The 25,824-nt window shown below is 40.9% G+C and carries 28 protein-coding genes and 1 pseudogene; 1 reads left to right on the forward strand and 28 read right to left on the reverse strand.

Annotation, left to right across the window (positions count from 1 at the left end; translation table 11 throughout):
* Positions 1 to 91: 91 nt before the first annotated feature.
* The 16 genes and pseudogenes from J5566_RS02860 to hemW all read right to left on the reverse strand — a co-directional run bounded on the left by J5566_RS02860 (position 92) and on the right by hemW (position 11,934).
* Positions 92 to 1,564: a VirB4-like conjugal transfer ATPase, CD1110 family gene (locus J5566_RS02860; RefSeq protein ID WP_244228945.1), complete on the reverse strand. Its 1,473-nt coding sequence runs from the start codon at positions 1,562 to 1,564 to the stop codon at positions 92 to 94.
* Entirely contained in the window at positions 1,542 to 1,895 is a 354-nt protein-coding gene (locus J5566_RS02865; RefSeq protein ID WP_024376818.1) for a PrgI family protein, read from the reverse strand. The genes J5566_RS02860 and J5566_RS02865 overlap by 23 nt, the downstream gene beginning before the upstream one ends.
* Positions 1,896 to 1,956: 61 nt before the next feature.
* Positions 1,957 to 2,811, reverse strand: coding sequence for a conjugal transfer protein TrbL (locus J5566_RS02870; protein ID WP_172060738.1), 855 nt, complete (start codon positions 2,809 to 2,811; stop codon positions 1,957 to 1,959).
* An 18-nt stretch (positions 2,812 to 2,829) separates the two neighbouring features.
* The gene (locus tag J5566_RS02875; RefSeq protein WP_001072171.1) at positions 2,830 to 3,072 is read right to left on the reverse strand and encodes a hypothetical protein; all 243 of its coding nucleotides are present in this window, start codon (positions 3,070 to 3,072) and stop codon (positions 2,830 to 2,832) included.
* A 17-nt stretch (positions 3,073 to 3,089) separates the two neighbouring features.
* Entirely contained in the window at positions 3,090 to 4,907 is a 1,818-nt protein-coding gene (locus J5566_RS02880) for a VirD4-like conjugal transfer protein, CD1115 family (RefSeq protein ID WP_208561994.1), read from the reverse strand.
* Entirely contained in the window at positions 4,907 to 5,395 is a 489-nt protein-coding gene (locus J5566_RS02885; RefSeq protein ID WP_044680748.1) for a hypothetical protein, read from the reverse strand. The genes J5566_RS02880 and J5566_RS02885 overlap by 1 nt, the downstream gene beginning before the upstream one ends.
* Positions 5,396 to 5,471: 76 nt before the next feature.
* Positions 5,472 to 6,056 carry a CPBP family intramembrane glutamic endopeptidase gene (locus J5566_RS02890; RefSeq protein ID WP_208561995.1) on the reverse strand — a complete coding sequence of 195 codons (585 nt, stop codon included), beginning with the start codon at positions 6,054 to 6,056 and terminating at the stop codon, positions 5,472 to 5,474.
* Between the two features lie 2 nt (positions 6,057 to 6,058).
* Entirely contained in the window at positions 6,059 to 6,292 is a 234-nt protein-coding gene (locus J5566_RS02895) for a transcriptional regulator (protein WP_105110395.1), read from the reverse strand.
* Positions 6,293 to 6,300: 8 nt separating this feature from the next.
* Positions 6,301 to 6,684, reverse strand: a complete 384-nt coding sequence (locus J5566_RS02900; protein WP_105110396.1) for a hypothetical protein — start codon at positions 6,682 to 6,684, stop codon at positions 6,301 to 6,303.
* A 10-nt stretch (positions 6,685 to 6,694) separates the two neighbouring features.
* Complete coding sequence (locus tag J5566_RS02905) at positions 6,695 to 7,123, reverse strand: hypothetical protein (RefSeq protein ID WP_208561996.1); 429 nt, start codon at positions 7,121 to 7,123, stop codon at positions 6,695 to 6,697.
* Positions 7,107 to 8,462 carry a DNA (cytosine-5-)-methyltransferase gene (gene dcm / locus J5566_RS02910; protein WP_105110398.1) on the reverse strand — a complete coding sequence of 452 codons (1,356 nt, stop codon included), beginning with the start codon at positions 8,460 to 8,462 and terminating at the stop codon, positions 7,107 to 7,109. The genes J5566_RS02905 and dcm overlap by 17 nt, the downstream gene beginning before the upstream one ends.
* A 148-nt stretch (positions 8,463 to 8,610) precedes the next feature.
* A complete protein-coding gene (locus J5566_RS02915; protein ID WP_105110399.1) occupies positions 8,611 to 9,429 on the reverse strand; it encodes a replication initiator protein A in 819 nt (272 codons plus the stop codon).
* Positions 9,426 to 9,599, reverse strand: a complete 174-nt coding sequence (locus J5566_RS02920; protein WP_105110400.1) for a hypothetical protein — start codon at positions 9,597 to 9,599, stop codon at positions 9,426 to 9,428. The genes J5566_RS02915 and J5566_RS02920 overlap by 4 nt, the downstream gene beginning before the upstream one ends.
* Before the next feature lie 162 nt (positions 9,600 to 9,761).
* A pseudogene (locus tag J5566_RS02925) lies at positions 9,762 to 10,058 on the reverse strand (NUDIX hydrolase); the annotation flags it as partial.
* Positions 10,045 to 10,785 carry an acyl-ACP thioesterase domain-containing protein gene (locus tag J5566_RS02930; RefSeq protein WP_208561997.1) on the reverse strand — a complete coding sequence of 247 codons (741 nt, stop codon included), beginning with the start codon at positions 10,783 to 10,785 and terminating at the stop codon, positions 10,045 to 10,047. The gene J5566_RS02930 and the pseudogene J5566_RS02925, both read right to left, overlap by 14 nt.
* Before the next feature lie 12 nt (positions 10,786 to 10,797).
* Positions 10,798 to 11,934, reverse strand: a complete 1,137-nt coding sequence (gene hemW, locus J5566_RS02935) for a radical SAM family heme chaperone HemW (protein WP_208561998.1) — start codon at positions 11,932 to 11,934, stop codon at positions 10,798 to 10,800.
* Between the two features lie 94 nt (positions 11,935 to 12,028).
* On the opposite strand from hemW, the gene J5566_RS02940 reads away from it, so the two are divergent.
* The gene (locus J5566_RS02940; RefSeq protein ID WP_208561999.1) at positions 12,029 to 12,607 is read left to right on the forward strand and encodes a VanZ family protein; all 579 of its coding nucleotides are present in this window, start codon (positions 12,029 to 12,031) and stop codon (positions 12,605 to 12,607) included.
* Between the two features lie 30 nt (positions 12,608 to 12,637).
* On the opposite strand, the gene J5566_RS02945 is transcribed toward J5566_RS02940, so the two are convergent.
* The 12 genes from J5566_RS02945 to J5566_RS03000 all read right to left on the reverse strand — a co-directional run bounded on the left by J5566_RS02945 (position 12,638) and on the right by J5566_RS03000 (position 25,623).
* Positions 12,638 to 14,905 carry a glycogen/starch/alpha-glucan phosphorylase gene (locus J5566_RS02945; RefSeq protein ID WP_208562000.1) on the reverse strand — a complete coding sequence of 756 codons (2,268 nt, stop codon included), beginning with the start codon at positions 14,903 to 14,905 and terminating at the stop codon, positions 12,638 to 12,640.
* 147 nt (positions 14,906 to 15,052) lie between these two features.
* Complete coding sequence (gene deoD, locus J5566_RS02950) at positions 15,053 to 15,766, reverse strand: purine-nucleoside phosphorylase (RefSeq protein WP_208562001.1); 714 nt, start codon at positions 15,764 to 15,766, stop codon at positions 15,053 to 15,055.
* A gap of 32 nt (positions 15,767 to 15,798) precedes the next feature.
* Positions 15,799 to 16,608, reverse strand: a complete 810-nt coding sequence (locus tag J5566_RS02955) for a purine-nucleoside phosphorylase (RefSeq protein WP_208562002.1) — start codon at positions 16,606 to 16,608, stop codon at positions 15,799 to 15,801.
* 12 nt (positions 16,609 to 16,620) lie between these two features.
* Positions 16,621 to 16,875, reverse strand: coding sequence for a hypothetical protein (locus J5566_RS02960; RefSeq protein WP_208562003.1), 255 nt, complete (start codon positions 16,873 to 16,875; stop codon positions 16,621 to 16,623).
* A 108-nt stretch (positions 16,876 to 16,983) separates the two neighbouring features.
* Complete coding sequence (gene arsC / locus J5566_RS02965; protein ID WP_208562004.1) at positions 16,984 to 17,388, reverse strand: arsenate reductase (glutaredoxin); 405 nt, start codon at positions 17,386 to 17,388, stop codon at positions 16,984 to 16,986.
* Between the two features lie 11 nt (positions 17,389 to 17,399).
* Entirely contained in the window at positions 17,400 to 17,756 is a 357-nt protein-coding gene (locus tag J5566_RS02970; protein ID WP_208562005.1) for an arsenate reductase family protein, read from the reverse strand.
* A complete protein-coding gene (locus J5566_RS02975; RefSeq protein ID WP_208562006.1) occupies positions 17,756 to 18,967 on the reverse strand; it encodes a phosphopentomutase in 1,212 nt (403 codons plus the stop codon). Before J5566_RS02975 ends, J5566_RS02970 begins: the two co-directional genes overlap by 1 nt.
* An 81-nt stretch (positions 18,968 to 19,048) precedes the next feature.
* Positions 19,049 to 19,723 (reverse strand): ribose-5-phosphate isomerase RpiA, encoded by a 675-nt coding sequence (rpiA, locus tag J5566_RS02980; RefSeq protein WP_208562007.1) that lies wholly within the window; start codon positions 19,721 to 19,723, stop codon positions 19,049 to 19,051.
* A 139-nt stretch (positions 19,724 to 19,862) separates the two neighbouring features.
* Positions 19,863 to 20,690, reverse strand: a complete 828-nt coding sequence (locus tag J5566_RS02985; RefSeq protein WP_208562008.1) for a hypothetical protein — start codon at positions 20,688 to 20,690, stop codon at positions 19,863 to 19,865.
* Entirely contained in the window at positions 20,687 to 21,127 is a 441-nt protein-coding gene (locus J5566_RS02990) for a hypothetical protein (protein ID WP_208562009.1), read from the reverse strand. Before J5566_RS02990 ends, J5566_RS02985 begins: the two co-directional genes overlap by 4 nt.
* 5 nt (positions 21,128 to 21,132) lie before the next feature.
* Positions 21,133 to 23,769 (reverse strand): DEAD/DEAH box helicase family protein, encoded by a 2,637-nt coding sequence (locus J5566_RS02995; protein WP_208562010.1) that lies wholly within the window; start codon positions 23,767 to 23,769, stop codon positions 21,133 to 21,135.
* Between the two features lie 3 nt (positions 23,770 to 23,772).
* Complete coding sequence (locus tag J5566_RS03000) at positions 23,773 to 25,623, reverse strand: DNA methyltransferase (protein WP_208562011.1); 1,851 nt, start codon at positions 25,621 to 25,623, stop codon at positions 23,773 to 23,775.
* Positions 25,624 to 25,824: the final 201 nt, after the last annotated feature.

The raw sequence follows: 25,824 nt of genomic DNA on the forward strand, positions 1-25,824 counted from the left end.
ATTGTCCCACAGGCTTCCCAACATAACCGTTACCAGTCAAGCAGGCTGTGGTAGGATTACCCCAAATGGATAGAGTAGCTAAACTAGCAATTTACAACACGACTTCTTGTCGCACCTCATTTTCTGGATCAACAATAATAATTTCAGTATCACTATCTGCTTCCTTGAGCTTTGTAGAGATGATTTCATGTTTTGTCGCCATCCCTTTGCCAGCTCCAGAAGTCCCTAAAATCAAACCTGACGGAGTATTTAACTTGCCACGGTCAATACTGATGATATTACTTGAGATTTGATTGATGCCATAAAATTTCCCACCCTTGTCCTGAATATCTACGGAAGTCCAAGGGGCATTCACGGCAATGTTTGAAGTCAATAGAGACCGGGAAACACCTTCGAGATAGTTCTTCCCAAATGGCAAGAGACTATTAAAAGCAGCTTCTTGCATATAGGTCAAGTTATCGATAATCATATCATTAGACCCTGCCACTTGCTTGATAATATCAAGAGATTGTTTGAGTTGGTCTTCAGTATCCGCCAGCACGCCAATTAGAAATACGGTGTCAAACAGTTTATCTCCTGTTTGGGTCATGGTTTGAAGAAGAGCCTCAGCTTCATCGATATTGTTTTCAAGAACATGCCCGACCTTCTCCAAATAGATTCCAGTCCGAGCCATCTTTTGTTGTTCCCCAATCTTTTGCGATTCCATCAAGGTCTTCTTGGTTCGTAGCTTGGTCATGGTTTCAGACTTGGTAGAGCCTTTGGCATGTAGGCTAATCATCACTTCTAAATCTGACTGCATGAGGTCTCGAATAAATTTATCCCCTAGCTCCATACCATAGTCACGAACATAAACAATCTGTAATAATCTATCGTCCAATTCAATATGATTTTTGTTTTTAAAGGAAAGGTAGGTTGGGGCAATAAAGTGTTTGGTGGATTGACCTGAGAGAGTCAAATCCTTGTAAGAAAACGGTAAATGATTTTCGCCTCGTAACATATCCGCAAGGACATTCACTCGCTCCTCTCCACCGAGCAAACCAAGAGATACATCAATCTCTGAAAAGCCACTCTTGAAATATTCTCCAATTTGAGACAGAGAACGAAAAGCTAGTTTTGGTGTTTGGTCGCTCTTGCCAAATGAAAGAAACTTGACGGCTGAAAAATTGTTCTCACCCGCCTCTAAGTTGGCATCCATCATGCGATTCAATTCATCACGATAAGCATCAAACCCATCTTCTTGCAAGGGATAGAGAATACTCTTACGGAATTTTTCCAAATTAACTTTTTGATTGAAAATAGTCAGTTGGAAATTGGTCTGATCATCCAGTGAATTGATTAAATCGGAATATTTCTCCACGATAGCTCCCTTATCTTCTAAGCCAACTGTTTGATAATTGACATCTCCTAAGAGATAGGTTTGTGAGAAATAGCTTGGGCTGACCTGCATAAGGCCATTCTGAAAAAGCCCTTGATAGGCTAACGTATTTACGGTAGAAGGTCTGATCTCCTGCTTCTGTGTTTTCGTCTTTTGCTTTTGGTCATTAGAAGATGTCTTTGGTTTCATTGAGTGTTTTAATTTTTTCACGTTGGTCTCCTTTTCTTCCAGTAAATGTGCGGTCTGGCACCGTTAGTTCATAATGAAAACGGTACTTGAGGTAGGTTTCAAATGGTAAATCGTTGGGGCGATAGACCCCAAATAACATGAGTGGAATGGTAAAGCTAAAAACAAAACCATAGACAAACCAATCCCCAAATTGCCAGTAAAATAGGTTCAAACCCAATACCAAAATGGTTATGGCGACGGCTGGAAATACAAAAATAACCTGTCTAGTTGTAAATCCTAGCCATGCCCTGTGTTGAACCTTTGAGATGTCCTTAAAGACACGAGTGTTCATAAATGTTCTCCAATCTAAGTAAGCTATAAAAAGAGGAGGCGAGATAGTGACTCCCTTCCTCCTACATGCCCAAAATACTTCGGGCGGTTCGTTGACTGCCAACTAAGGCAATGATTAACAATATAGCCTGTACCAAGCCACCAAACATAATGGCGAGTGATTCCATAACTCCAGCTCCATTTGATACGGCAATCTTTCCAGCCGATTCAAACAAGGGGACAAGAGATACAATTAGAAAAATCAAAATACCTTGAACGGCATAGACCATGATGTTTTTAAGGTAACCAATCCCAACACTTCTCCAGTCATCACTAAGGAAGGTCGGAATGGTAACAGGGGCAAAAGGAATCATCAGATAGAGTTGGATAAAGCGAATGGTAATCAAGATATTGACAACCATGATACTGGCCATTCGTACCAACCAAATGAGAATCGCAAAAAAGCCAATAATCATTTTTCCTACAATCCCAGATCCCTTAATGCCTGAGATGGTATCGTAATTAGTACCACCATTCGTGACAAGACTTGCCACTTGTTCAATAACATAAGAGGCAATGGCAATAATAGCTTCCACAATAACCGTCGTATTGGTAATCACGACCGCGACCATGATGTAGCTGACAATCATAGGTGATATGGCTTCAAAGGTCATTGTACCACCTGAGTTTGCGATTTTCTTGGCCATTTTTGAAAATTCGAGTACGAGAACAACCGCAAGAATAGCTACTCCCAAGGGCTGCATAATCCCCTTGGTAATGGCTGTCATGTAAGACCACACCGTCGGATTAAAGTCCGCTAGTGACTTAACCAAGTTGGCGGTTGATTCTAAATCCACTTGAAACCCTTCAAAAAGGCTATCACTAGATACTTTTTCAGAGGCTAGAAATACAAAAGGTGACGTAAAATTCATTATCATGTCATGTGCTGTCCTCCCCTAAATGGTAATCTGAGTCACAAAAGCACCAGCGGCTCCCACCATGACCCCACCAACAATTTCTAGAATAGCATTTCGGACACCTGGCCCACCATCTTTAATGTTGGTTGAAAGGTTGATAATGCCCATGACAACAAGAAAGGCTCCTACTGCAATCAAACCTTTTTGTAATAGAGACATGGCTTGAGAGAACATGGAGCTGGCGTCCACTCCGTAAACAAAGCCTGATAGTTTTTGATTCATATAATTCCTCATTTCTATTAATGTATTGTCGTTTCTGTGCTTAAATCCCTTATTTTATGGCCTGATAAATCTACTTCTTCCTCAGCGGTTAGGGGACTGATATAATAGTGCCACCAGCGTTCATCGGTTTCCTTATCCGCAAGCCATTTCCAATTCTTATGTTTGAGCGGAAAATATTTCTTGGTTCGAAAAACAGGAACCCCTGCAATGCGTACTAGGCACTCATCTCGTTTCATATTCCCGACTTCATCAGCCGTCATCAAGTCACGGGCAATTTTCTGGTGAGAGGTAGAACTTGAGCCAGTCTGCCCAAAAGAACGACTGGTACTTCTGACATCAATGGTTTGTTTACCTAGAAGACCACTCATAAATTTGAAAGTTTCTTCGTCATTTCCACCCAAATAGAGGAGGCTGTCACAGTTCCCCAGTATAGTTTTCCAAGCCTCTTTTTCCTTATAAAGTCCTTGGAGTTGAGCAATATTTTGCAAGATTGGAACTAGACTCATGTTCCTAGAGCGAACTGTTGAGGTTTGTTCAGCGAAGTCTGGGATTTCTCCGACATTCGCAAACTCATCCAGATAGCTTCTAACATGAATCGGCAGTTGCCCTTTAAAGTCAACATCAGCCTGTCTGGTCAAGGTGGAGAAAACCGTAGAGAAAAATAAAGCAGATAGGAAACGAAAGGTCGTATCATTGTCTGGAATAACAAGATAGACCATGGTCTTTTGAGTGCCCCACGTTTTCAAATCCATAGTGTCTCTTTGCGTCAAATCAATCACCGATTGGATATTAAAGAGGGCAAATTTAGCTGTTGTGACCGCAATCACCGAATCCAAGGTCTTATCCTTATAGTTTTGAAAATCTGCCCAGTTTCTCATGGTAAAGTTCTCGTTACCGTATTTTTTAGCATAATCTTCAAACAGGACTTCAAGAACACTTTTGTCCTGATTGTCTCCCTTTGATAAGAGTTTGATGAGTTTCCCAATCTCTGAAAAGGCTGGATAACGGCCACGCTTACGTCTTGCTTCCTGCTCTTGCTTGGAACTTCCTGGTGGATTGTAAAAATCTACCAAATAAGAGGCAATAGCTCTCACCAATGTCATGGAAGCCTCGTCCCAAAATGGATCACTGCGAGAACCAGATCCACGGGTATTGTTAAAATAGACCGTTAACATGCGGTTCAAATCATTCTCTGTTTCTACATAACGAAAGGGATTAAAACCGTCCGAATTGGTCATATTAACCAAGTCTAAAACCTTGACCTGATAACCGTTTTCTAAAAAGAGTTTACCTGTCTTCTCAGCCAAATGGTCTTTAGGATCTACGACAATATTGGAACAGTTAAGCTGGATAAGGTTTGGTTTCACAAAGCGAAAGGTCTTACCTGCCCCAGAACCCCCAATGACAATCAAATTTTTATTTCGGTCAAACTGGGGTTTCTTCTTTTCCAACAAGGTTAGACGAACATCACGAGCCATAATCGTGTCATTGAAAGGATTCTTACTGTAAAAGTTCCGCTTTTCCTTACTGTTTCCAAATCGTGCAGAACCGTATTCTTCCCCTTCTCGATAGACCTTCTGTCCTGTTGAAACATAAAGATAGACTAGTGTCATCGTTAGAACCCCAAGTATAAAGGCAAGAAGAGATTTTTGAGTAAATGTAAAAAGCCATAAAGGATTGAAGACTTGATTTAGCCCCTCTCCTAAGAGGTAGGTAAACCGTTCCATAGGTGGGGCATTGGTTAAACTATCATAGAGTAGGGTTAGACGATGGCAGAAATAGCCAAAGGCGAGACCCAAGAGTCCAAAGACAAATACTTTTTGCCTGGAATACATTACAAGGTCACCTCCTTGGTTTTGACTGCCGAAGGTTCTGTCACTCTAATTTTCTCTTTGGCCAGTTCTATCTCTTGATCCAAGGTTTTATCAAAGGTTAAACCTTCTAGCTTCTCTGGATTAGACATCAGTTTCTTCAACAATTCATCCAAGTGATGATCAAGCAAGGTCTTATCCTTGGCATAAAAGTAGAGATAGTCTTTTTGCCAACTAATTGCGACTGGCAGTTTTTCTGACTCCATCAACTCCTTAAATTTCTCCACATCGATTGGCTTATCCAGTATGTCTTTACTAACATCAATCGCTTCAATGGCGTAAGGGCTTTGAAGGAGTTCTTCCAGTTTTTGAACCCCAATCTTATAAGCTGAATCTTGAGCTAAGGCTTGCCTAGCCGACCACTCTAAGAGCTTTAAGAGGGTTCTAACTGTCAATAAACTACTTCTTTCTACGTATTGCATCGCTTGACGTTCTTGTTGTTCAGATGACATGGTGACCTCCTCTTTTTTCGATTCCCTATCAAACATAAGGTGCTTCCATAATACGGAAGCACTCTTGATTTTGGTATCACAAGAAAGTTACGACATAAGCCAAACTATTCCAAAGTAAATGTAAGGCGATTGCCGTCATACAATCAGTTTTCAATCGAACAGCAGCCAAGGTCAAGCCAAGACAGCTATACATGAGCCAACTCCCTAACTGATTGGGGCCATGGGATAGAACAAAGAGAATACTGGTCACGCCTATTTGTACAAAAGGAAATATCAATTTTTCCCACAGAAATTGCCTATAAACAATCTCCTCAAGTATGCTTGCATTGGCCAGAAACAATAAAAAGATAATAGGAAGAACCTGTTTTCCTACTTGTACCAATACCGCTTGATTCCTAGTCTGAACTGGAAATAGGAAGCTGATGAAGACTGCAAAAGCAACCATAGACACAAAACCAAGAAGCAACCAACTTAGGCGATTTCTTAAGGTTATATTTTTTGCTTGAACAGTTTTATGACGGGCAATCTCTAAGCAAGTCACACTTAATAGGACCAATTGTAGCAAGATTAGGACCTCAATCGTCAGATACTCTTGTAGGTATAAACTCACCAGAAGTCCATTAAGCTGTATGGCTAGATAAAACAACACTATCCTTATCATTGTCACCTCTTGAATAAATCTTCATAATCAATGTCTAAGACTAGAACGATTCGCTCAACCCATCTTGTCTGTGGCATTAGACGATTGGATTTGTAATGCCGTAATTTTTGATAGAGGCGATTAAACTCACTTGGATAAACATATTGACCTTGGAATACTTTGCGAGCTAGTTCTGCCCAAGTGAGGTCTTTTTCCGCCAGAATGATTTCTAAATTGTCCCAAAATCGTTCATTCATCTTCACACCTACCCTGTCACTTGTTTCATCAGGCTGGCCTGAAACAGCTCTTCTTTTACCTGTCTGGGAAGAAAGGTTCGCACTTCATCTAACCCAATAGCTGGATAGACATGATTCTGGCAGACAATGAGAGGCAGACGAAGGTTTTGGTCTGGCTTTTGTAGAATAAGCTGAATCATCTCATTCAAACTTATCGAATATTGACGCTTAAAGCGAAGAAATCGTGGCGACAGCAACTCAAAACAATCCGTGGTTTTGGCAAAGAGTGACAGTAAGATTTCACGGTTTACATCACATGCTTTTGTACAACGATAAGCCACTCCATAGGTCGTCAAAATGGTTAGTAAGTCTTGATTTGTATTGGTATTATTTCCTAGATATACCTCAAGCATAGGCTCCTCCTTATAAGGTTAGGCTATTTTCAACAGTTGGTTCAGGAGTTGAGAAATAGCGACTCATATCAATGGGCATCCGTCCTTCACCTAAGCACTTGACCGTGACCAGAGTCGTTACAATGCCATCCTTTCCCCTAGCAGTATAATTTTCACCAAAGGCACGAAAGGCCAGGTGATTGTCTTTCGTCAATAGTATATCTACACCATTTTTAATATCCCTAGTTTCCAGAAAATCCGAAATCCGATGAAGATTGGATTCGTAGAATAGGGGATCATTCATCTCTTTGTGGTAATCATCTTCAAAAGTTACCTCAAAGTCACAATCAAAATTGGGGAGCGACAATATCTTTTCCAGTAATTGATTGGTTTCAACTTGGTGAATACGTTCTTCTAATTCGGTACAATCTAGGATACTTTTCTTATGTAGTAGGTTCATGTTTTTCTTCCTCTTCTATTCTTCTAAATTCTCTGGCAATGGCTTCAATAACTGTGACAGTCACGCTATTGCCGGCCTGTTTGTATAGTTGGCTCTTACTGGAAACATTTTCTGCTCTTTCATAAGCCCAATCAGGAAAGCCTTGCAGTCTGAAACACTCTCTTGGTGTCAGTCGTCTTATTCTCAGGCGATAGAGTTTTCCGTCTAAGACAATGCCTGTGACTTCATACCACTTATCCTGTCGATATTCCAGAGCAGCAACTACCACTCCCATATTGTCTGAAGTCGTCAGAGTATTGGATATTCCCTTTCCCACTCGTCCCCTACGTTTGGTTGAATCTGGATAAGCCAGATTGACAGAGTCTCCAAGAGTTGCCTTTGCGTACCCTCTTTTTGTGGCTTCCTTGATTTTCAGAAATGGCAGCTCCTCCCTCAGCAAAATCTTTGGCACCTTATCTCCACCCTGCATGGTGGTCAAGGTTGGTGACAAACCAGAAGTGTCGAATACTCTTCCAGTCTGGTCAAAGCTAGTCGGCAGATTTCCTGCGACAACAACTCCGTGTTTGTCTTGACTGGTCAAAGTAAACATAGGGTCTTGATTGTCCTTAAATCGACGACCATGTTGGCGTTTTTCAAGTCTATCTGGTGTTAAGACTGGAATGGCGATTTTAGCTCCCTCTCCTTTACCTCTCGTTAGTGTAGGAGCAAGTCCATTCGTCAGATAGACTTCACCATTCAAACCACGTTTAGAGGGATTGATATTTCCTAGCCTTTCAAGATGAGCTGGGCTGTTTTCTCTTCTGAGAGGAAATATGAATCTGGAACGGTATCTTCTAGAATGTCCGATAATAAAGACCCGCTCTCTGTTCTGCGGGACTTGGAAGTCCTTACTGTTAAGCACCTGCCATTCGACATCATACCCCAATTCATCCATCGTGGAGAGGATTGTGGCGAACGTCCGTCCCTCGTCGTGATTGAGTAGGCCTTTGACGTTTTCCAAAAATAGAAAACGTGGTTGGATTTGTTTGGCCGCTCGAGCAATCTCAAAAAAGAGAGTCCCTCGAGTATCTTCAAATCCCAGTCGTCTGCCTGCGAGTGAAAAAGCTTGGCAAGGAAATCCCCCGCAGATGATGTCCACTTGCCCTCTAAATTGTCTAAAGTCATGGTCTGTGACCTCTTTAATGTCATGGTATTCAATTTCCCCTTCTGTGTTAAACATAGCTTTATAAGATGTTCTAGCGAATTTATCAATTTCACAAAAGCCCAGACATTTATGACCCTGTGATTCCATCCCTAGCCTAAAACCGCCTATCCCAGCAAATAAATCTAAAAATTTCATTTTTCCTCTCTTTCCAACTAAAAAAGAGCCTTACACTTGTAAAACTCTTGCTTATATATGATCATCCATTTCTGGTGCACGGATTTCTTCAACAATCAAAATGATGATAGAAATCAGATAGATTCCGCCTAGTATTCACCAAATCAACTTAATCACCTCCCTTTCCTTCTTGTCGTCTCAGTTGCTTGGTCCACTCTGACAGCACACCATTAAATACGTATTCAGCTATTACTTCCGCTGACCGAGCAAATCGCATATGTTCCAATGCATACTGATACCGGTCACTAAAATAAATCATGGCATAGTCACTAGCTGACTGAGATAGACCCGTCTGTCTTAACTGGTCATGAACCAAACCCCAAATATAATCTCGATCGTACTTGGTCACGCCATCGACTTTTGAAGTAAAGTTCTCTTCTTGTTTCTCAACTACTTGCTGCCTCTCCTCCTCGTCCTCAATAAGGAAATCACTCCCTTTAGTTTCACTATATTTAGTCTCACTTCCTTCAGTCTCACTAGGGGCTGAATTTAAGACCGGCCCCGTCTTTCTTTGAGACCCCCCTAGTGTTTTTTTAACACTAGCCCCGTCTGTATGTAAGACTGGGGTAGTTTCATGTTCTAATTCCCCCAAGTAAATTTTATTTGCCATTCGACCTTTTTCACTAGAGGACTGTTGGACTTCATCAATTAAGCCATATTCGCGTAAGGTTTTCTTGATAGAGAGTAGTTTTGACTTTGAACAGCCTAATAGTGCCATCAGATTTGAATTGGAATAAATCAAATAAATAGCCCCATCCTCATCAATCCAGCCCTTACTCAAAGACAACTCCAACCGATCTTTTAAAACCGCGTAAGCTACCTTAACCTCCAGTTTCATATCCTTATAACGTTCACTCTCAAACAAAATTTTAGGGAGTTTATAATAACGCTCTGATGTCTGATACTGATTAGCGGTAATTCGTTTCATGATTGTCCCTCCAAGACTAAAAGTCCAAAATTCCCGAATTCATCAAATCGGATTAAACCTGTTTGTTCCATTTCATTTACCAGTTGAGTTGCTTTTTGATTATCAAATCCCATGATGGTCATGATATGGCTCTTCACGATATGACGTGATGACTGTTCTTCCTTTTGCATGTATTCCTCCTGAAAATAAAAAACGAGAACACTTAGTAAAATGTCCTCGCTTGTGCGATATGATATTATAAAAAAAAATAAATTTTTCCTCCTTAATGACAGATTGTAGAACACTCAAATCCTTGATTTGACAGCGTTTTAAGCACCTGTCATTATTATGACACAATCCCCACCTGGCAAGGACCAGAACCCATCGTTTTCCTGGACCAGTAGGATTTTATCCTCTTGGAAAATGGCTGCGCGGGTATCCAACTTAGGGGTCTGATAGCCTGTTTCATTGCAAAACAGGTCATTCACCACTTCCAAGGGCTGCCCAGACGGTTCTACTAGCATCTCTGCCGCAATCTGTCTGATTTCTTCGAAACGCTCTATGTCATAAACATCTTTTCCATAGGCCAAGCCTGTCTGAGCCAAGGCTTGTAAACGTACGGCCCATTCCAACCACTTATCCTGTGACATGATCTTCCCTCCATTCTATGACAGCTTGCGCATGTATATGCCCATCTACCACTATCTCATGCTGACTGACCCCAGCTTCCGCCACCATACGTGAACTCACCAAGCTAGTCGCCTCTACTTCCTTGAGATACTTGAGTTGGATTTTTTTAGGGACATGGCAGAGCAGAAAATCATAGCCCAGTGCTTCATACATCCATTCCAGGTACTTGCCATTATTGACATGCCCATTCATATCCAAATCAAAATAGCGAACAGGAAATGCTTGGAAAGATGGATTTTCCAAGAGCTGATACTTGGGAGCCCGAGGTAATTTCTTGACTTGCTCAGACTGATAAGGAGCAATCAAGGCTTCTGGCACAGGTACCACCTTGCGAGTTTCAAAATCAATCAGAACAAAATAACAGAGAATATCCAGTAAGAGATTGCCGGCCTCATCATAGATATAGAACATCCGATGACAGAAAAACTTGTTGTAGGCAACCGCTTCTGTTTTAATGGTAATGGTTTCATTGTATTTAGGTAGGCCTTGAATAGTCAGTTCATAGTCTGTCACCACCCAAATCAAGCCAAATTCCTGAAACACATAGAGATCACTCCGCCCCAGCTCTTCTGACTGTCGGCCCGAAAGCCCCAGACAATAGGAAATCAAGTCAGGCAGTTTGACAGCCTGCTTCACATCACACATATCAAAGGGAATTGTGAAGTTTTCTTGGTATGTTAGTCCCATTGTGTCCTCTTTCTAATCTTCTATAATGAAACGTTCGGCAACTGTGTCGCCTAAAAACAGTCCTTTTTTGGTCATCCGAAGCCAACGGTCTTCTTCTTGTAAAAGACCTTCATTTTTCAAGTCTTTGACCACCTGACCATAGCGGTCTTCAAAGGAGATACCAAACTTTTCCTCGAATCGCTCAATGGACACGCCAGTTTTTTTCCGTAGCCCTAAAAACATTTCTTCTTCCATCTGCTCGGTCTGGCTGAGGAATTCTTCGTGCAGGCGGGAATGGCCTTTTTCGCGGATGGACTTGAGGTAGTGCTGGATGGGGCCGCGATTGCGGTAGCGCATACCGTCGATGTAGCCTGAAGCTCCTGCTCCCAAACCGTAATACTCGGAGTTGTCCCAGTACATGAGGTTGTGGCGGCTTTCAAAGCCGGGCTTGGTGAAGTTGGAAATCTCGTAGTGCTCAAAGCCGTTTTTCTCCAACTCTTGAAGAATATAGTCGAACATATCGGACTCCACATCTTCGTTGGGCAGATGCAGATTGCCACGACGCTGGCGGTTCATGAAGACCGTGTGGTTTTCTAAAATCAAGCTGTAAAGGCTCATGTGTGGAATATCCAGCTCCAAGGCCTTGGCGACATTGTCCACCACCTGCTCCATAGTCTGACCAGGCAGAGCATAAATTAGGTCGATGGAAATGTTGTGGAAACCTGCTTCCTTGAGGGCGGCAATGGTTTCATAAATCTGGGCCTGGTTGTGGCTACGACCGATTTTTTTCAACATCCGATCGTCAAAGGTCTGGACACCCAGCGACACCCGATTACACTTGGATTTTTTTAGCACTGCAATCTTATCCGCCGTCAAGTCACCTGGATTGGCCTCGATAGTGAATTCTTCCACCTGTGACAAGTCCAGCAAGTTCTCCAGATTGGTCAAAAGGTAATCCAACTGGTCTGCCGAGAGAGCCGATGGTGTTCCGCCTCCGATGTAGAGGGTTTTGAGGGCTGGCAGGTCGTAAAACTTAACCTCTTCTATGAGGGCTGCCAAATACTCGTCAACAGGCTGGTTCTTAATAAAGACCTTGGAAAAATCACAGTAGTAACAAATCTGAGTGCAAAATGGAATGTGGACATAGGCAGATGTCGGTCGTTTTTTCATAAGAACTATTATAGCACACTGTCTATAAAAATATTTTTTACAGCCTTTACCCCCCCTCAAATAATGATATAATGAAATAAAAAGGAGGCCTTCTATGAGAAAAGAAGCTATCTATGACTGTATTAACCTGATCCTGTCATTTTTGCTCTGTCGCTGGCTCTTCATGACCTTTCTCTTTTACCAGTTCACGACCATTTTCATGACGGTTGATTTTTGGCCGACACTTGCCGCAATCCTGTTAATGACCGGATTTTGCTTTACCCTATTTCGACTTGTCTATAAGCCCCATATTTCGCGACTGACACTTTGGTTTTTCTACGCTTGCTACGGGCTTCTGCTAGTCTATCTTCTCTTTTTCAAAAGCATGGGCGTCAGAGGTGTCAACTTGGAGCTCCTTAGCACCTTCTCTCAAGACCTATTTCTCAATCCTGCTATATTGGTCTTTAATCTCTTACTCTTTTTACCACTTGGGTTGCTCTTTTCATTTTCTTGGAAAAAACTTTCTCTCTTTGTAGGTACTATTTTACTGGTTGAAGCTTGTCAATTCTTCTTTTCACTGGGCTTCTTTGACCTTGGTGACATCTTGCTGAACACCACTGGCTTTGCTCTTGGAAACTTCTTGGGACAATCCGCAATGGCTCAAGCTTTCAAAAATAGAATACAGAAAAAATGACCCCGCAGGGTCATTTTTAATTTATTTTATTTACTTAGCTTCCAAATGCCAAATGTCTTCGTTATACTGTTGAATAGTACGGTCTGATGAGAAGAAGCCTGCTTTGGCGATGTTAACAATGACTTTGTCCAACCAGCTGTCCCGATCTTCGTAGTCTGCCAACATTCTTTCCTTGGTTTCAATGTAGTCTTCTAAGTCTAGCAAGGTCATGAAGTGGTCATTATGCTTGAGGTTGTCCTGCAAGCGCCAGAGACGCTCATCGATCCCACCAGCATGACGAATGGTATCAGATGTAATGAAATCGATCAATGGACGGATAGCATTTCGTTCGTAGAATGCATATGGATGATAGGTTCCATTTGCATAGTGGTCAATAACAGTTTGGCTATCTTGACCGAAAATATAGATATTTTCATCTCCAACTAATTCATGAATTTCCACGTTAGCTCCGTCATCCGTACCGATGGTCAAGGCACCATTGAGCATGAACTTCATATTACCAGTACCAGAAGCTTCTTTAGATGCAAGAGAAATTTGCTCTGAAATATCTGCCGCTGGGATGATGAAGCTGGCTTCGGTTACATTGTAGTTCTCAATCATAACCAACTGCAAGTGTGGTGCCACTTCTGGATCATTTTTAATAACTTGTGACAAGACCAAAATCAAGTGAATGATGTCTTGGGCAGTTGTGTAGGCTGGAGCCGCCTTTCCACCGAAGAAGACAGTCAGTGGACGAGTTGGAATATTGCCAGCCTTGATATCCAGATACTTATGGATCACATAGAGGACATTCATCTGTTGACGCTTGTACTCGTGCATACGCTTGATTTGCACATCAAAGATGGACTCTGGATTGACATGTACACCTTGAGTTTTGGCAATATGACGTTGTAGTTTACGCTTGTTGTGCTGCTTGGTTTCTTCCAACCATTTCTTCAATTCTTTACTATCTTTGTGGTCCAAGAGTTTTTCCAATTCGCTAGCATCGTGGTGATATCCATGTCCAAGCAAACCATCCAGGTAGCTAGCTAGGCTTGGGTTAGCATGCATGAGCCAACGGCGGAAGGTAATACCATTTGTCTTGTTGTTAAACTTCTCTGGATAGAGCTCGTAGAAGGCTTTCAACTCAGAAGTTTTCAAAATCTCTGTATGAAGGGCTGCCACACCGTTGATAGAGTATCCATAGTGAATATCCATGTGGGCCATGTGGACACGGCCTTGATCATCTATGATATTAACCGCTGGATCATTTTTTACCTCTTTGGCACGACGGTCCAATTCCTCGATAAATGGCACTAAGTGTGGCACTACACGATTCAAGAAGTCAAGCGGCCATTTTTCAAGGGCTTCAGACAAGATAGTGTGGTTGGTATAGGCAGTCATTTTCTTGACAATTTCGATTGCCTCATCAAAGGAAATGCCACGGAGTTCCAAAAGACGAATCAATTCTGGAATGACAAGGGATGGGTGGGTATCATTGATTTGAACTACAGCGTAATCCGGCAAGTCATGAAGATTTGAACCTTTAGCAACTGCTTCATCAATCAAGAGTTGGGCTGCGTTTGACACCATGAAATATTGTTGGAAGATACGGAGTACTTTACCCTCATCCGTTGAATCATCCGGATAAAGGAAAAGAGTCAAGTTGCGTAAAATATCTTCCATATCAAACTCAATTCCATCGTAGATGATATTGTCATCAACAGAACCTAGGTCAAACAAGCGCAGACGGTTCTTACGCTCAGTCTTATAACCAGGCACGTCAATATCATACAATTTTGAGGTCAAAGTGAAGTTAGCGAATGGTACTTGGTAAGAAATTGGAGACTCTGTCAACCAAGAACGTGGCGTAATCCACTCATTTGGCACTGCAGATTGTTGGTGGTATTCAAACAATTGTCGAAAAAGACCAAAGTGGTAATTCAAACCGACACCATCACCGTTGAGGCCAAGACTAGCAATGGAATCAAGGAAGCAGGCAGCCAAGCGACCCAAGCCACCATTACCAAGAGATGGCTCCATCTCCACATCTTCAATGGCGATTAAGTCCTTCCCTGCCGCTGCAAGCTGACTCTTCACCTCATCATAAACACCCAAGTTAATCAAGTTGTTAGACAAAAGTTTACCAATCAAGAACTCCGCAGAAATGTAGTAGACTTTTTTCTTTTGCTCATTGGTATATTTAGCCTCACTCTGTTGCTTTGTAAATGCAAGCAAAGCATAGTAAAGTTCATGGTCGGAACAGTCCTCGATACGTTTGGCATACATGGATTGGACAAAATTTTGTAAGTTAATCACTCGAAATCTCCTTTTGAATATGTTAATGTAATTTTTTCAGAAACGTTTCTTGTGTTTTTGTAAACGTTTTCCATAATCTGATTATACCCTATTTAGCGAAAAAAGACAAGCCATTATACGAATCGTACAATAGTTTGCCTTTCTTTATTATTCTGCAATCAGAGTCTCTAAACCGACCTTCATCATGTCTGTAAAGGTGTTTTGACGTTCTTCTGCTGTTGTGTCTTCTTCTGGGTTGACCAAGCTGTCTGAGATGGTCATGATAGCCAGTGTTTCGACACCGAATTTAGCTCCCAAATAGTAAAGTGCTGCTGCTTCCATTTCAACCGCTTTGACACCAAGTTGCCCAAGCTCTAGGTTACGAGCAAAGAGTTTTGCAGAGTAGAAACTATCTGAAGATAGAACATTGCCCACATGAGTCGTCAGATTAAGGTCTTTGGCAATATGATAGGCCTTGTCCAAGAGATTGAAACTGGCAATCTGTGGTAGGTCATATTCTGGCCAATCAATATTGATCATTTTAGAGTTAGTGGCAGCTGCCTGAGCCAAGACCAATTCCCGAACATGGACATCAGCATTAAGTGAGCCTGCTGTTCCCACGCGGATGAGCTTCTTCACACCGTAATCGTTGATAAGCTCATGGGCGTAGATAGAGATAGAAGGCATTCCCATACCTGTTCCCATGACAGATACGCGATGACCTTTGTAAGTACCAGTATAGCCGAACATATTGCGGACTTCGTTGAAGCAAACTGCGTCCTCAAGGAAGTTTTCAGCGATGAATTTTGCACGGAGTGGGTCACCAGGAAGCAAAATCTTATCTGCGATCTCACCTGGTTTAGCAGAAATATGAATAGACATGTAATATACCTCTTTATTCTATTTGTAAATTCTTATAATTCAGCTAAAATAGCCTTGACCAAGCCCTTGAAGTTGCCCTTGATTTGCTCGGTTACTTCTACCACTTCTTCGTGGTTGAGTTCAGATTGGAAACCAGCCGCAAAGTTTGTGATAGCAGAAATACCCAAGACTTTCATGCCAGAGTGAGCTGCCACGATAACTTCTGGAACAGTTGACATACCAACTGCATGGGCACCCATGGTCTTGAAGGCCAAGATTTCAGCTGGTGTTTCGTAGGTAGGTCCTGTCACACCGAGGTAGACACCATTGTCCAACTTGATGCCCAATTTTTCCGCAACGGCATGGGCTTTTTCACGGTATTCTTTAGTGTAAGCATTGGACATATCTGGGAAACGTGGACCAAATTCTTCCAAGTTTTCCCCAATCAATGGGTTTTGTCCAGTCATGTTGATGTGGTCTGTAATAGCCATGAGGGTACCTGGACCGTAGCCGATACCACCAGCGGCATTGGTGACAATCACGCCTTCACAGCCAAGGGCTTTCATAACACGAACTGGGAAGGTCACGACTTCCATTGGATTGCCTTCGTAGAAGTGGAAACGACCTTGCAAAGCCAAAACCTTGCGACCTGCCAAATCACCGTAAACCAACTTACCAGCGTGGCCTACAACCGTTGACTTGCCCCAGTTTGGAATATCCGCATAGTCGATAACAATAGCATTTTCTACTTCTTCCGCTAATTCGCCCAAACCTGAGCCCAAAATCAAACCAAATTCTGGCTTAATCATTCCTTTTTCTTCCAAAAAAGCTTTTGTTTCATTGATTTTTGCAAGTAAACTCATTTTTTCTCCTTTTTAATAAAAGTCTTTACAATCTTTATTATAATAATTTTCTAATGCAAGATGTCTTGTTTGTTCAATATCGGCAATCATTTGATTTCGACCATCTGTGCCCATATCATATAAACGAATTAGATCACTTTCAAAATAGTCTGAGTATTCTTTTAATCTGATAAATAATCGTTCACATTCATATAGACTACTGTATCCACTCTCGTAAGAAACAGCTACTAAACTAAATTCCTCTTTATAAGAAATGATAAATTCCATTTTATTTCCTCCGAAAAATTAAGCAGGCGTTTCTTACAAATAAGCTGACCAGACATATTCTGGTTTTTTTCCTTTATGATGTCGAGGAGAGAACAGAGAAAGATAGCTTTATAGAGGTGAGACAACTTCTCCGTCTTCTTTGATAAATACTTCTGTCATCGGCGGAAGTAATTCCAACACAACTTCTGACGGACGACACAATTTCACACCTTTGGAACTTACAACAATCGGTCGATTGATAAGGATTGGTTCTGTGATCATTGCTGATAAAATGTCCTCTTCATCTGCCTTGTCCCAATCAATTTCCATATTTTGATAAGGAGGAACATTGGTCCGAAGCAGTTCTTTTGCTGTCAATCCCATTTCCGCCAGCAACCCTACCAGCTTTTCCTTACTAGGAGGTGTTTCCAGATAGTGAATAATCTCTGGTTCTATCCCAAGATGACGAATGAGAGCAAGAGTATTTCGGGATGTGCCACATTCTGGATTGTGGTAAATGGTTACTTTGTTCATAGCTACCTTCCTTATAAGTAAGCTGACCAGTCGTATTCTGGCATTCTTTCCTTGATGATGTCGAGCGGACGACAGAGAAAGGCTGTCTGTTCTCGCTCGATAATGGGACGGTTGAGAAGAGCTGGCTCTTTAACTAAACGCTCAAAGAGTTCTTCTTCTGACAAACCTGCTCGCTCTTCTTCTGTCAACCGAATAACAGCAGAGGGCTGACTGCCCATTTTTTTCAAAAGAGCTGTCAATTCTGCCTCTGTCAAAGGATTTTCTAAATAATTGACCCACTTGATGTCCAAGTTCTGACTAGGTAATAAGACTTGTAATTTCTTACATTTGCTACAGTCAGGATTGTAATAGACCGTCAGTTGTTCCATTAGACTAGTTTCTCCAAGAAGCTTTCACCAATCATAGCTTTTTCAACACCGAAGTTTTCAGAAATGGTAGCTGAGATGTCCGCAAAATGTCCAACTGGCAAGACTCCACTTCCCTTGAATGACTTGCTATAAGCCAAGAGTGGCACATACTCACGAGTATGGTCCGTACCTGCATAGGCTGGATCATTTCCGTGGTCTGCCGTAATCAAGAGCAGATCATCTTCCCGCATGGCATCGATAAGCTCTGGGATACGAGCATCGAATTCCTGCAAGCAATCACGATAGCCTTCGATATCACGGCGGTGACCATAAACGGCATCAAAGTCCACCAGGTTAGTGAATGAAAAACCTTTCTCAAAGTCAGCTAACTGCATGGTTTCAAGCAAGACATCCACACCGTGCATGTTTGACTTGGTGTGGCCCATGTCGTTGGTGATACCTGATGCGTTGAAAATGTCGCTGATTTTGCCGACAGAGTAAGTCGGCACACCTGCATCTGCTAATTTGTTGAGAACAGTTGCTTCAAACGGTGATACCGCATAGTCATGACGGTTGGCAGTCCGTGAGAAATTGCCTGGCTCACCAAGGTATGGACGGGCGATGATACGACCGAGCAATGCTGGACGTTCAAGGGTAACGGAACGAGCGTACTCACAAATACGGTACAATTCGTCCAAGGGAATTATCTCTTCGTGGGCTGCAATCTGAAGGACAGGGTCTGCGGAAGTATAGACGATCAACTCTCCAGTTTCCATTTGCCGAGGGCCGAAGTCATCAATGACAGCTGTACCAGAGTACGGCTTATTCGCCTCGCGGATGATTTTACGGCCAGAGAATTCTTCGATTTTTGTCAAAATCTCTTCTGGGAAACCGTCCCAGAAAGTGTCGAATGGCTCAGTGATATTGAGGCCCATGATTTCCCAGTGGCCTGTCATAGTGTCTTTTCCAAGCGATACTTCTTCCAACTTGGTCACGTAGCCAGTTGGATTGTCCTCAGTAGGAACCGTCGCAAGGGATGTGTCGCGAGGGATGTTTCCAAGACCGATTTTTGCCATGTTTGGTACTGCTAACCCTGCCTTCTCAGAGATATGACCTAGTGTATCAGACTCTGTGTCGTTGACACCAGCATTGAAAAACTTGTCTGCATCCGGTGCAGCACCGATTCCAACAGAATCCATAACCACCAGATGAATACGTTTAAATTTAGACATAAGAACTCCTTTATAATGTTCGTCTTTTCATTATACCACAAAAACACTTCCCATTACAGAATAATGAGAAGCGTTTTCACTTTATTTCTTTTCAAGAATTTTTGGTCCTTGCGGTGTGCCGACAATGACCTTGGAAATCAAGCCAATAAAGAGCCCATGTTCGACTACTCCCACTGTTTTATCCAGTTCGTCCGCCAAGGCCTCCGTATCCTCGATGCGATGCAGATCAAGGTCGATAATGAAATTCTTCATATCGGTCACGTGCTTCTGGCCGTCTTTCATCCGAAAACTTGGTCTGTAGCCTTTTGCCTCAAAGAATCGATAAAGATTTTCCGCACCGTACTGCACGACTTCCACCGGTAACTTGAAGGCACCTAGGGTCTGAACCAACTTGGACTCATCCACGATCCAGATGCAGTCCTTGCTGTTGACCGCGACCACCTTCTCCATGAGTAGTGCGGCACCACCACCCTTGATACCATTGAAGGCTCCGTCCACCTCATCTGCTCCATCCACCGTCAAGTCCACATATTCGACTTCGTCGATATTTTTTAGGGGAATCCCAAGGGACGCAGCGTGCTCAGCCGTTGCATGAGAGGTCGTTACGCCTGTGATTTGTAGCCCTTCTTCTGCAACCCGGCGACCAATCTCCTGCACGAAATAGTAGGCCGTTGAGCCAGTCCCTAGCCCAACAATCATCCCGTCCGTCACAAACTCCGCCGCCTTAATCCCAACCTGCTCTTTTAGGTTTGTCATCTTGTCCTCCTTTGAAGTCATTCATGAATTAATTATAGCACACATCAGTCAGCAGTCCAAATTAACAAAAATCCTATAACCACAAAAAATCACGGAAATGCTGTGATTTTTTGTACACTTTATAATAAAACCAGAGCTACTAAAAGAATAATGCGGACATTTTTTCACTGAGTTCCGTTAGCTGTAATGCAACAGTTAGACCTGATGGAATTTTAGTAAGAAATCCTTGAATTGATCTCCAAGCTTTCTTGAGCTTTATCTTTTTGGGACTACCAGAAGATACCTCTGATTGAATCGTTTCAATATCATCAATAATTATTTCTTTATCATCCTCTGACATCGTATTTAATCCAGATAAGTCTTTCAAAATATCTGAGCAGAGATTTTTTATTGTTTCAACATCTGTCACAGATACATTATTTACCGATGATATGGTTCCAGTCCCAACCGCAGAAGCTGTTCCATAATTATTTTCAATATTTTGTGTAATTTGAGACATGGCTTGATATACTCCTGTTAACTCCATTATTTTTTGAGATAATTGGTCATTTATATAATCAACTAACGGCTTGAAGGCTTTCTTCAAAAACTCTCGTATTTTATCATTAAACTTTTTAGAGGAAGTTAAAAGAAATGCACAAGATAATCCTGCTAAATCAACATCATCTTCTATAATATTATTCAAATAATCATAGCAGAGTTTTAGATGTTTAGATTCCTCTATAGGAATACTAAAATAGCTCCATCCTAAATTACTGTCTTCCGATACGAGCTTCTCATTAAAGTCTTTTGGTAAATCAATCCATAAGTCTTCTAAAATTTGACTTATAATATCGCTCTTATCAATAAATTCTTTAAATCTGACAAGATATAGCAAGCCATCATTATACTTTGTGTTCAACATATTTGATGAATTTCTTCTAAAATCTAGACTGATTTTCCTATATTTTTGTAATTCTTCCATCATAAATCACCTCCACAGTAAGCACAGAAAACTTTTGAAGCACCTGCACTAAATAAAACTTTTTCATGTTTTTCGCACACCCTACAAGTTAATACTTCTTCAACAGAGTCTATTTCAGATGGCTTAGCAATGGAGTTATGTTTTATCTTCTTGAAATCAACCTTAAAATTCTTTGAACTTTTGATTGAACCCAAACTCTTATTTATAGTGTTAATCATCCATTCTTCAGCGAGATTTTGAATATAGGCTAATATTTCTTTTGAATAGAACTTATCAGTATCATCAACTAATCCGCAATACGGACAAAATAGTTCCTCGAGTTCAAAATCTTCATCTAGTACTTCGGAAGCTAATAGCTTAAACTGTTCTTCGCAAAATGGGCACTCATAAGTAAAGTAGCCTTCCGAATCGGCTTCAAACTCAATTGTAAAACTTTCCATCGTGATTATAAACCTCTCAAAGTTTCCTTAACTGCATCTTTACTTACCGCCTCGTTAAAGAACGGCAGCCCAATAATTCGATAGCGTTCATCGTCCACGAGTGTTTTAGCCTCGTCTCGTTCAGAGATTTGACGCAAGAACTCCTGTTTCCAGCCTTCTTTACTATTCTTGAAGGTATTATCAATATCCAAGAATTGACTTCCTTTAGGCTCGATGAAAATTTGCCAAGAAACATTTCCTGTCTTTTTATCGTTCGCAAACATCAAAAAATCTGGTTCAAAGGCTTGCCCCTTATCAAAACTATAAATCTTAACAGCTTTTTCATTTCGGAGCAGATAAATATCCGTCCATTTTTCTTCAAGTTCAATCATTAAATCTTTAATCAGGCGAACGAGAAGTTTCTCCTCACTTGTGCCGAAGTTATCATCGTAAGCGTACCAGTCTAGATTGTCCAAGTCTTCAAAATATTGCGTTTCGGCTGGATTTTTCTGAGATAAACCAAACTCTGCCTGACTTTGATGATTGATAGTGTATTTCCTTAAAATATTATCTTCAAAAATGTCTTTAATCTTATATTGTTCAAATTTTTCTGAACCAAAATAACGTTCCTCAGTCGCAATCAAATCTTTCTCGATAACATGAAGCAGTTTTTCCGTGATATAAAGTTTATCATCTGGGGTAAAATCAGATATCATTTGATATTGAGATTCAACTCGAATATCAATATCCGCGAGCATATCAATGAAACCAGCAACACTTGCAAGCCCTACAAAAGCCTTTTGAAGATTATCAAACGAAAACTTCTTGTTGCGGTTGATGGCGGTTCTGACGATATTGTCGCCGACAACCTTACCAAATTTAAAGGTCATGGCATCTAACGCTTCCGAAACATAAGTTGTCTCGTCAAACGCTTCAATTTCTCGCACACCGTGAGTTGGAAGTTTAACTTCGAACGACTGAGGAATAAAGTTGGTATCAAAAAGATTTTCCTGACGTTGCTCTAACAATTGTTCATAGGTTAAGCGTTTATTCATCCAGACAATGCCATCGGTGTAAGTTCGAGTGTTCTTGAAAGAGTCCTTGAGCTTGAGTTCATGTTCTACCAAATTTTGGCTCTCTAATATCCCAGACTCACGTAAGACTTGCTTAAGCTCTGAAATATATTTTGGATTATTAGCAGAGTGATAATGAAGTTGTTCAATGACACGGAGTTCATTATTTTCATTATTATCAAACTTACGAGTGTATTTTTCCTCCAGATTATCACCAATCACAAAGGGATAGTAACGTGCTCCGCGACCTATCAGCTGTTTCTCTGTGTTTGTTGTTTTTCCTGCGACAAAGCCATTTTTCGTAGTCTTACCATCACGGGTATCGTAAAGTCGGACAATATCGAAAAGGTTAAGAACATCCCAGCCTTCATTAAGCATATCCACAGCGAAAATCGCACGGATTTCATTTGCTGGCTGTTCCAAGGTGTTGAGGAGGTTCAGGCTATCCTTGTTCTTGTTTTTCCCATCCACCAATAGCAAGCGTTCTTTGCGGAAATCCTCCTGAAGTTCCGCCACCAAGTCAGTATCTGAAATCCCAACTGTCTCGAAATAAGAAAATGCCTTTTTCAAAATACTGAACTTTTCATCCATTTCTAAGACCAGCTCTCGCTGTGCTTGAATATCTTCTAAAGAAAGGTTGTCTAGCAACCCCAAAAACGCATCCAAATTTTCTTGACTTTCTGCAATTTTCTGCGACTTAAACATAACCAAGGGTTTCAAGTTGATACCGTTTTTCAGAGCGATTTTCTTGCGGTATTGGCTGATTATGATTGCTTGTAGCATACGATGATTGATATCACCGTCTACCAAGTGAAAGAGAACATCTTTAGAATACTTATCCAGTCGAAATTCTTTCAGGTCATATTTGAAAAGCAAGGATTTTTCGTATTTTTGAGCTAACGTCGGATTGGTTAAATCAATCGTCGCTGTAAATTCAAAAATACTAGATTTTCTAGCTGTCCGTTGAATCATTTCAATCGTACTCGTCCAACTCGTATTATCAACTTTCTCCGACTTACTCAAACCAGCATTCAAGTGGTGAGCTTCGTCCGCCAGCATGACAACCGAAATATCTTTAAACTGCTCATAAGAGAGGCGATTTTCTCTCGGAGTATTAAGGTCTTGGTGAAGCTTTTGGATGGTAGTAAAGACGATGTTAATACTATCATCACGGCTATCTGAAAAATCCGTCACTTCACGCACGGTCACTATTTGTCCGTCCATGACAATCTTTTCCGAAAAAAGATACTTACCAGAAGCACTTTCTAAGAAGTTATCCTTTGTTTTCGTCAGGATATTATCGTTGTTCACAAAGAAAATGAAATTCCGCTCGCCTTGCTGGTACTTCTCCAAGATAATCGCCGCCATCAAGAGCGTTTTACCGGAACCAGTTGCCATATTGTAGAGAATTTGCTCTGGAATCATTCGATTATTATCCGTTTTGTAGTGAAGATAACGTCCGATAGCCTCTTGCTGATAAGGTCGTAAGAAGTGCTTCAAATTTTTCGTGAGGTAATCTGGCAAATCTGCCCTAAAATCCTTAAAGCCAGACCGACTGACTGCATCATAGGTTTCGTAAATAAATGGCATGACTTACTTTTCCTTTCCGTAGAAAGAGTGATTGAGCTTCTTATCCTCAGCAGAAATCTGATAATCAATGTCATCAATATCAGAATAATTCACATAGAGGTTATTGTTATCAATGATTTCAGACAAGATTTGCTTTTGTTCCGCCAAAGAAAGTTGGCTAAACTCATTCTTTTTCAATTTTTTAGGTTCGATGCGGTAGGACAAGAAGGAAGATTTTTTCGCAAGCTCAAACAGTTCTAATAATTCTTCCGTTGTTGTCGCCTCAAAAATCGCATTTTTGAAATCTTGAGCATCGTTTTTCAATTCAGCGTAGACAACGCTACCACCACCAGACCAGTTAACGTCTTTTGAAATACCACCTTGTTCACCAGCGATAACCTTTTTCAGTCGCTCCACCGAAACCGTCTCAATATAATCCATCTGCTCGATCCCGATATACTGACGGTTCATCTTGTGGGCGACAGCGGCTGTTGTTCCTGAACCAAGGTGGTAGTCAAGGACAATGTTTCCCTTGCTGCTTGAAAGAGAAATCAGATTCTGAATCAATTTTTCAGGTTTAGCAAAAGTAAAAACTCTGTCTCCAAATAATTCCTTGATCTCCTCGGCACCTCGTTGATTAGTCCCATAGGAACCATCCCAGAAATCACTAGTTATTTGCCCATTTTCAATCGCATCCTTAAGATACATTTTTCCATATGGAATTTGCTTTCCTTTTGAAGGCCAATGTATGCCATTCATAGAAACTAATTTATTAAACTCATCTTTATTTATCATCCATGGGCCAGATAATATTATTCCTTCAGGAGTTTGAATGCCATAACTGTATTTTCCTCTGGTTAAGTCCAGTATATTTGACCTTCTATATTTCCCATTTTCATCTTCATATGAATATTCTTTTTGAGCCTTGTTGGAAAGTGGTAATCTTTTTAGTTTTGCTTCAGAATTTTTTCTATATATCAAAATAAAGTCGATTACATTCGCGTAATCACCAATATTCGGCTGATTATCTGTTTTTCTCCAAGTTATCTGTCCCACAAACTTTTTATTATCTGAAGAAACATCAAATACTTCATCTGCTAATAACTTTAAATGGTTAACTCCATCGATCCCTATGATAATTGAAATAAAGCCACTTTCAGATAAGAGTTCTTTGGCGACTTCTAACCTATTTTTCATAAAAGTTAACCAAGTTGACAATTTAAAATTTGAATTGTAACTGAATGAATCGTCTGACTTATTTTTATTAAAATAATATGGGGGATCAATTATTATACTATCAATCTTCCCAGCAAAGCGTTTTTTCAAACTATGAAGAGCAATGAGGTTATTACCTTTGATGATGAGATTATCGGTATCACTGAGTTCTTCTACTTCATGCTCACCAGTTTCATCATAGCGTTTGAAATTGGTCAAAACCTTATCATCCAAAAGACGATTGATTTCAGTCGGTGCGAGCGTCTCGTTAAAGAAAATCTCCTGACGTTTGGCATCATCCTTAGTCTGTCCACCCTCTAGCACACAATCTTTGTATGGAAAATTCAGGACAACTTCCTGATTTTCTGATAGATACTTGTCACCGGTCGCCAAACCGATTTTTGTCTTGTAAGCGGTAAAGCTGTCAGGGAGAAACTCCTTATTGTTCAAAAACTGCAAAAAGACGTCTTTCTTGAAGACAAGAACACCAGTATCTAGAATAGAAAAGAAATACTTAGAAATTTTATCATTACTCGTCAATATATTAAGGAGTTCAGGATTATATTGCCTCGCCAGCTCGGCCAGTTTATTTTTATTGAGCACACCTTCCACCATAAAAGTGTCATTTTGTGCCAAAAGTTGCTCCAGTTCTTGCTTCATTATTAGATCTACCTTTCAGCTGAAAATTTGTGAAGGGCTGATGGTATTCCTTTATTATGAATATAATAAAGGAAGGGTATACCCTTCGGTTTTCTTAAATTTTTATGTTTCTATTATAACATAGTCAACTTAAATTAATAACATCACTTTTTGTATTTCTATCTACCAATCTTCTCAAATTAATTACTATATTTATTGCCC

It is taken from the genome of Streptococcus suis (assembly GCF_017601095.1).
GTDB lineage: Bacteria > Bacillota > Bacilli > Lactobacillales > Streptococcaceae > Streptococcus > Streptococcus suis_Z.

Bases quoted from the DNA above. Each gene is read 5' to 3' on its own strand.
- J5566_RS02860 (WP_244228945.1), bottom strand. From the start codon at position 1,564: ATGAAACCAAAGACATCTTCTAATGACCAAAAGCAAAAGACGAAAACA.
- J5566_RS02865 (WP_024376818.1), bottom strand. From the start codon at position 1,895: ATGAACACTCGTGTCTTTAAGGACATCTCAAAGGTTCAACACAGGGCA.
- J5566_RS02870 (WP_172060738.1), bottom strand. From the start codon at position 2,811: ATGATAATGAATTTTACGTCACCTTTTGTATTTCTAGCCTCTGAAAAA.
- J5566_RS02875 (WP_001072171.1), bottom strand. From the start codon at position 3,072: ATGAATCAAAAACTATCAGGCTTTGTTTACGGAGTGGACGCCAGCTCC.
- J5566_RS02880 (WP_208561994.1), bottom strand. From the start codon at position 4,907: ATGTATTCCAGGCAAAAAGTATTTGTCTTTGGACTCTTGGGTCTCGCC.
- J5566_RS02885 (WP_044680748.1), bottom strand. From the start codon at position 5,395: ATGTCATCTGAACAACAAGAACGTCAAGCGATGCAATACGTAGAAAGA.
- J5566_RS02890 (WP_208561995.1), bottom strand. From the start codon at position 6,056: ATGATAAGGATAGTGTTGTTTTATCTAGCCATACAGCTTAATGGACTT.
- J5566_RS02895 (WP_105110395.1), bottom strand. From the start codon at position 6,292: ATGAATGAACGATTTTGGGACAATTTAGAAATCATTCTGGCGGAAAAA.
- J5566_RS02900 (WP_105110396.1), bottom strand. From the start codon at position 6,684: ATGCTTGAGGTATATCTAGGAAATAATACCAATACAAATCAAGACTTA.
- J5566_RS02905 (WP_208561996.1), bottom strand. From the start codon at position 7,123: ATGAACCTACTACATAAGAAAAGTATCCTAGATTGTACCGAATTAGAA.
- dcm (WP_105110398.1), bottom strand. From the start codon at position 8,462: ATGAAATTTTTAGATTTATTTGCTGGGATAGGCGGTTTTAGGCTAGGG.
- J5566_RS02915 (WP_105110399.1), bottom strand. From the start codon at position 9,429: ATGAAACGAATTACCGCTAATCAGTATCAGACATCAGAGCGTTATTAT.
- J5566_RS02920 (WP_105110400.1), bottom strand. From the start codon at position 9,599: ATGCAAAAGGAAGAACAGTCATCACGTCATATCGTGAAGAGCCATATC.
- J5566_RS02930 (WP_208561997.1), bottom strand. From the start codon at position 10,785: ATGGGACTAACATACCAAGAAAACTTCACAATTCCCTTTGATATGTGT.
- hemW (WP_208561998.1), bottom strand. From the start codon at position 11,934: ATGAAAAAACGACCGACATCTGCCTATGTCCACATTCCATTTTGCACT.
- J5566_RS02940 (WP_208561999.1), top strand. From the start codon at position 12,029: ATGAGAAAAGAAGCTATCTATGACTGTATTAACCTGATCCTGTCATTT.
- deoD (WP_208562001.1), bottom strand. From the start codon at position 15,766: ATGTCTATTCATATTTCTGCTAAACCAGGTGAGATCGCAGATAAGATT.
- J5566_RS02955 (WP_208562002.1), bottom strand. From the start codon at position 16,608: ATGAGTTTACTTGCAAAAATCAATGAAACAAAAGCTTTTTTGGAAGAA.
- J5566_RS02960 (WP_208562003.1), bottom strand. From the start codon at position 16,875: ATGGAATTTATCATTTCTTATAAAGAGGAATTTAGTTTAGTAGCTGTT.
- arsC (WP_208562004.1), bottom strand. From the start codon at position 17,388: ATGAACAAAGTAACCATTTACCACAATCCAGAATGTGGCACATCCCGA.
- J5566_RS02970 (WP_208562005.1), bottom strand. From the start codon at position 17,756: ATGGAACAACTGACGGTCTATTACAATCCTGACTGTAGCAAATGTAAG.
- J5566_RS02975 (WP_208562006.1), bottom strand. From the start codon at position 18,967: ATGTCTAAATTTAAACGTATTCATCTGGTGGTTATGGATTCTGTTGGA.
- rpiA (WP_208562007.1), bottom strand. From the start codon at position 19,723: ATGACAAACCTAAAAGAGCAGGTTGGGATTAAGGCGGCGGAGTTTGTG.
- J5566_RS02985 (WP_208562008.1), bottom strand. From the start codon at position 20,690: ATGATGGAAGAATTACAAAAATATAGGAAAATCAGTCTAGATTTTAGA.
- J5566_RS02990 (WP_208562009.1), bottom strand. From the start codon at position 21,127: ATGGAAAGTTTTACAATTGAGTTTGAAGCCGATTCGGAAGGCTACTTT.
- J5566_RS02995 (WP_208562010.1), bottom strand. From the start codon at position 23,769: ATGCCATTTATTTACGAAACCTATGATGCAGTCAGTCGGTCTGGCTTT.
- J5566_RS03000 (WP_208562011.1), bottom strand. From the start codon at position 25,623: ATGAAGCAAGAACTGGAGCAACTTTTGGCACAAAATGACACTTTTATG.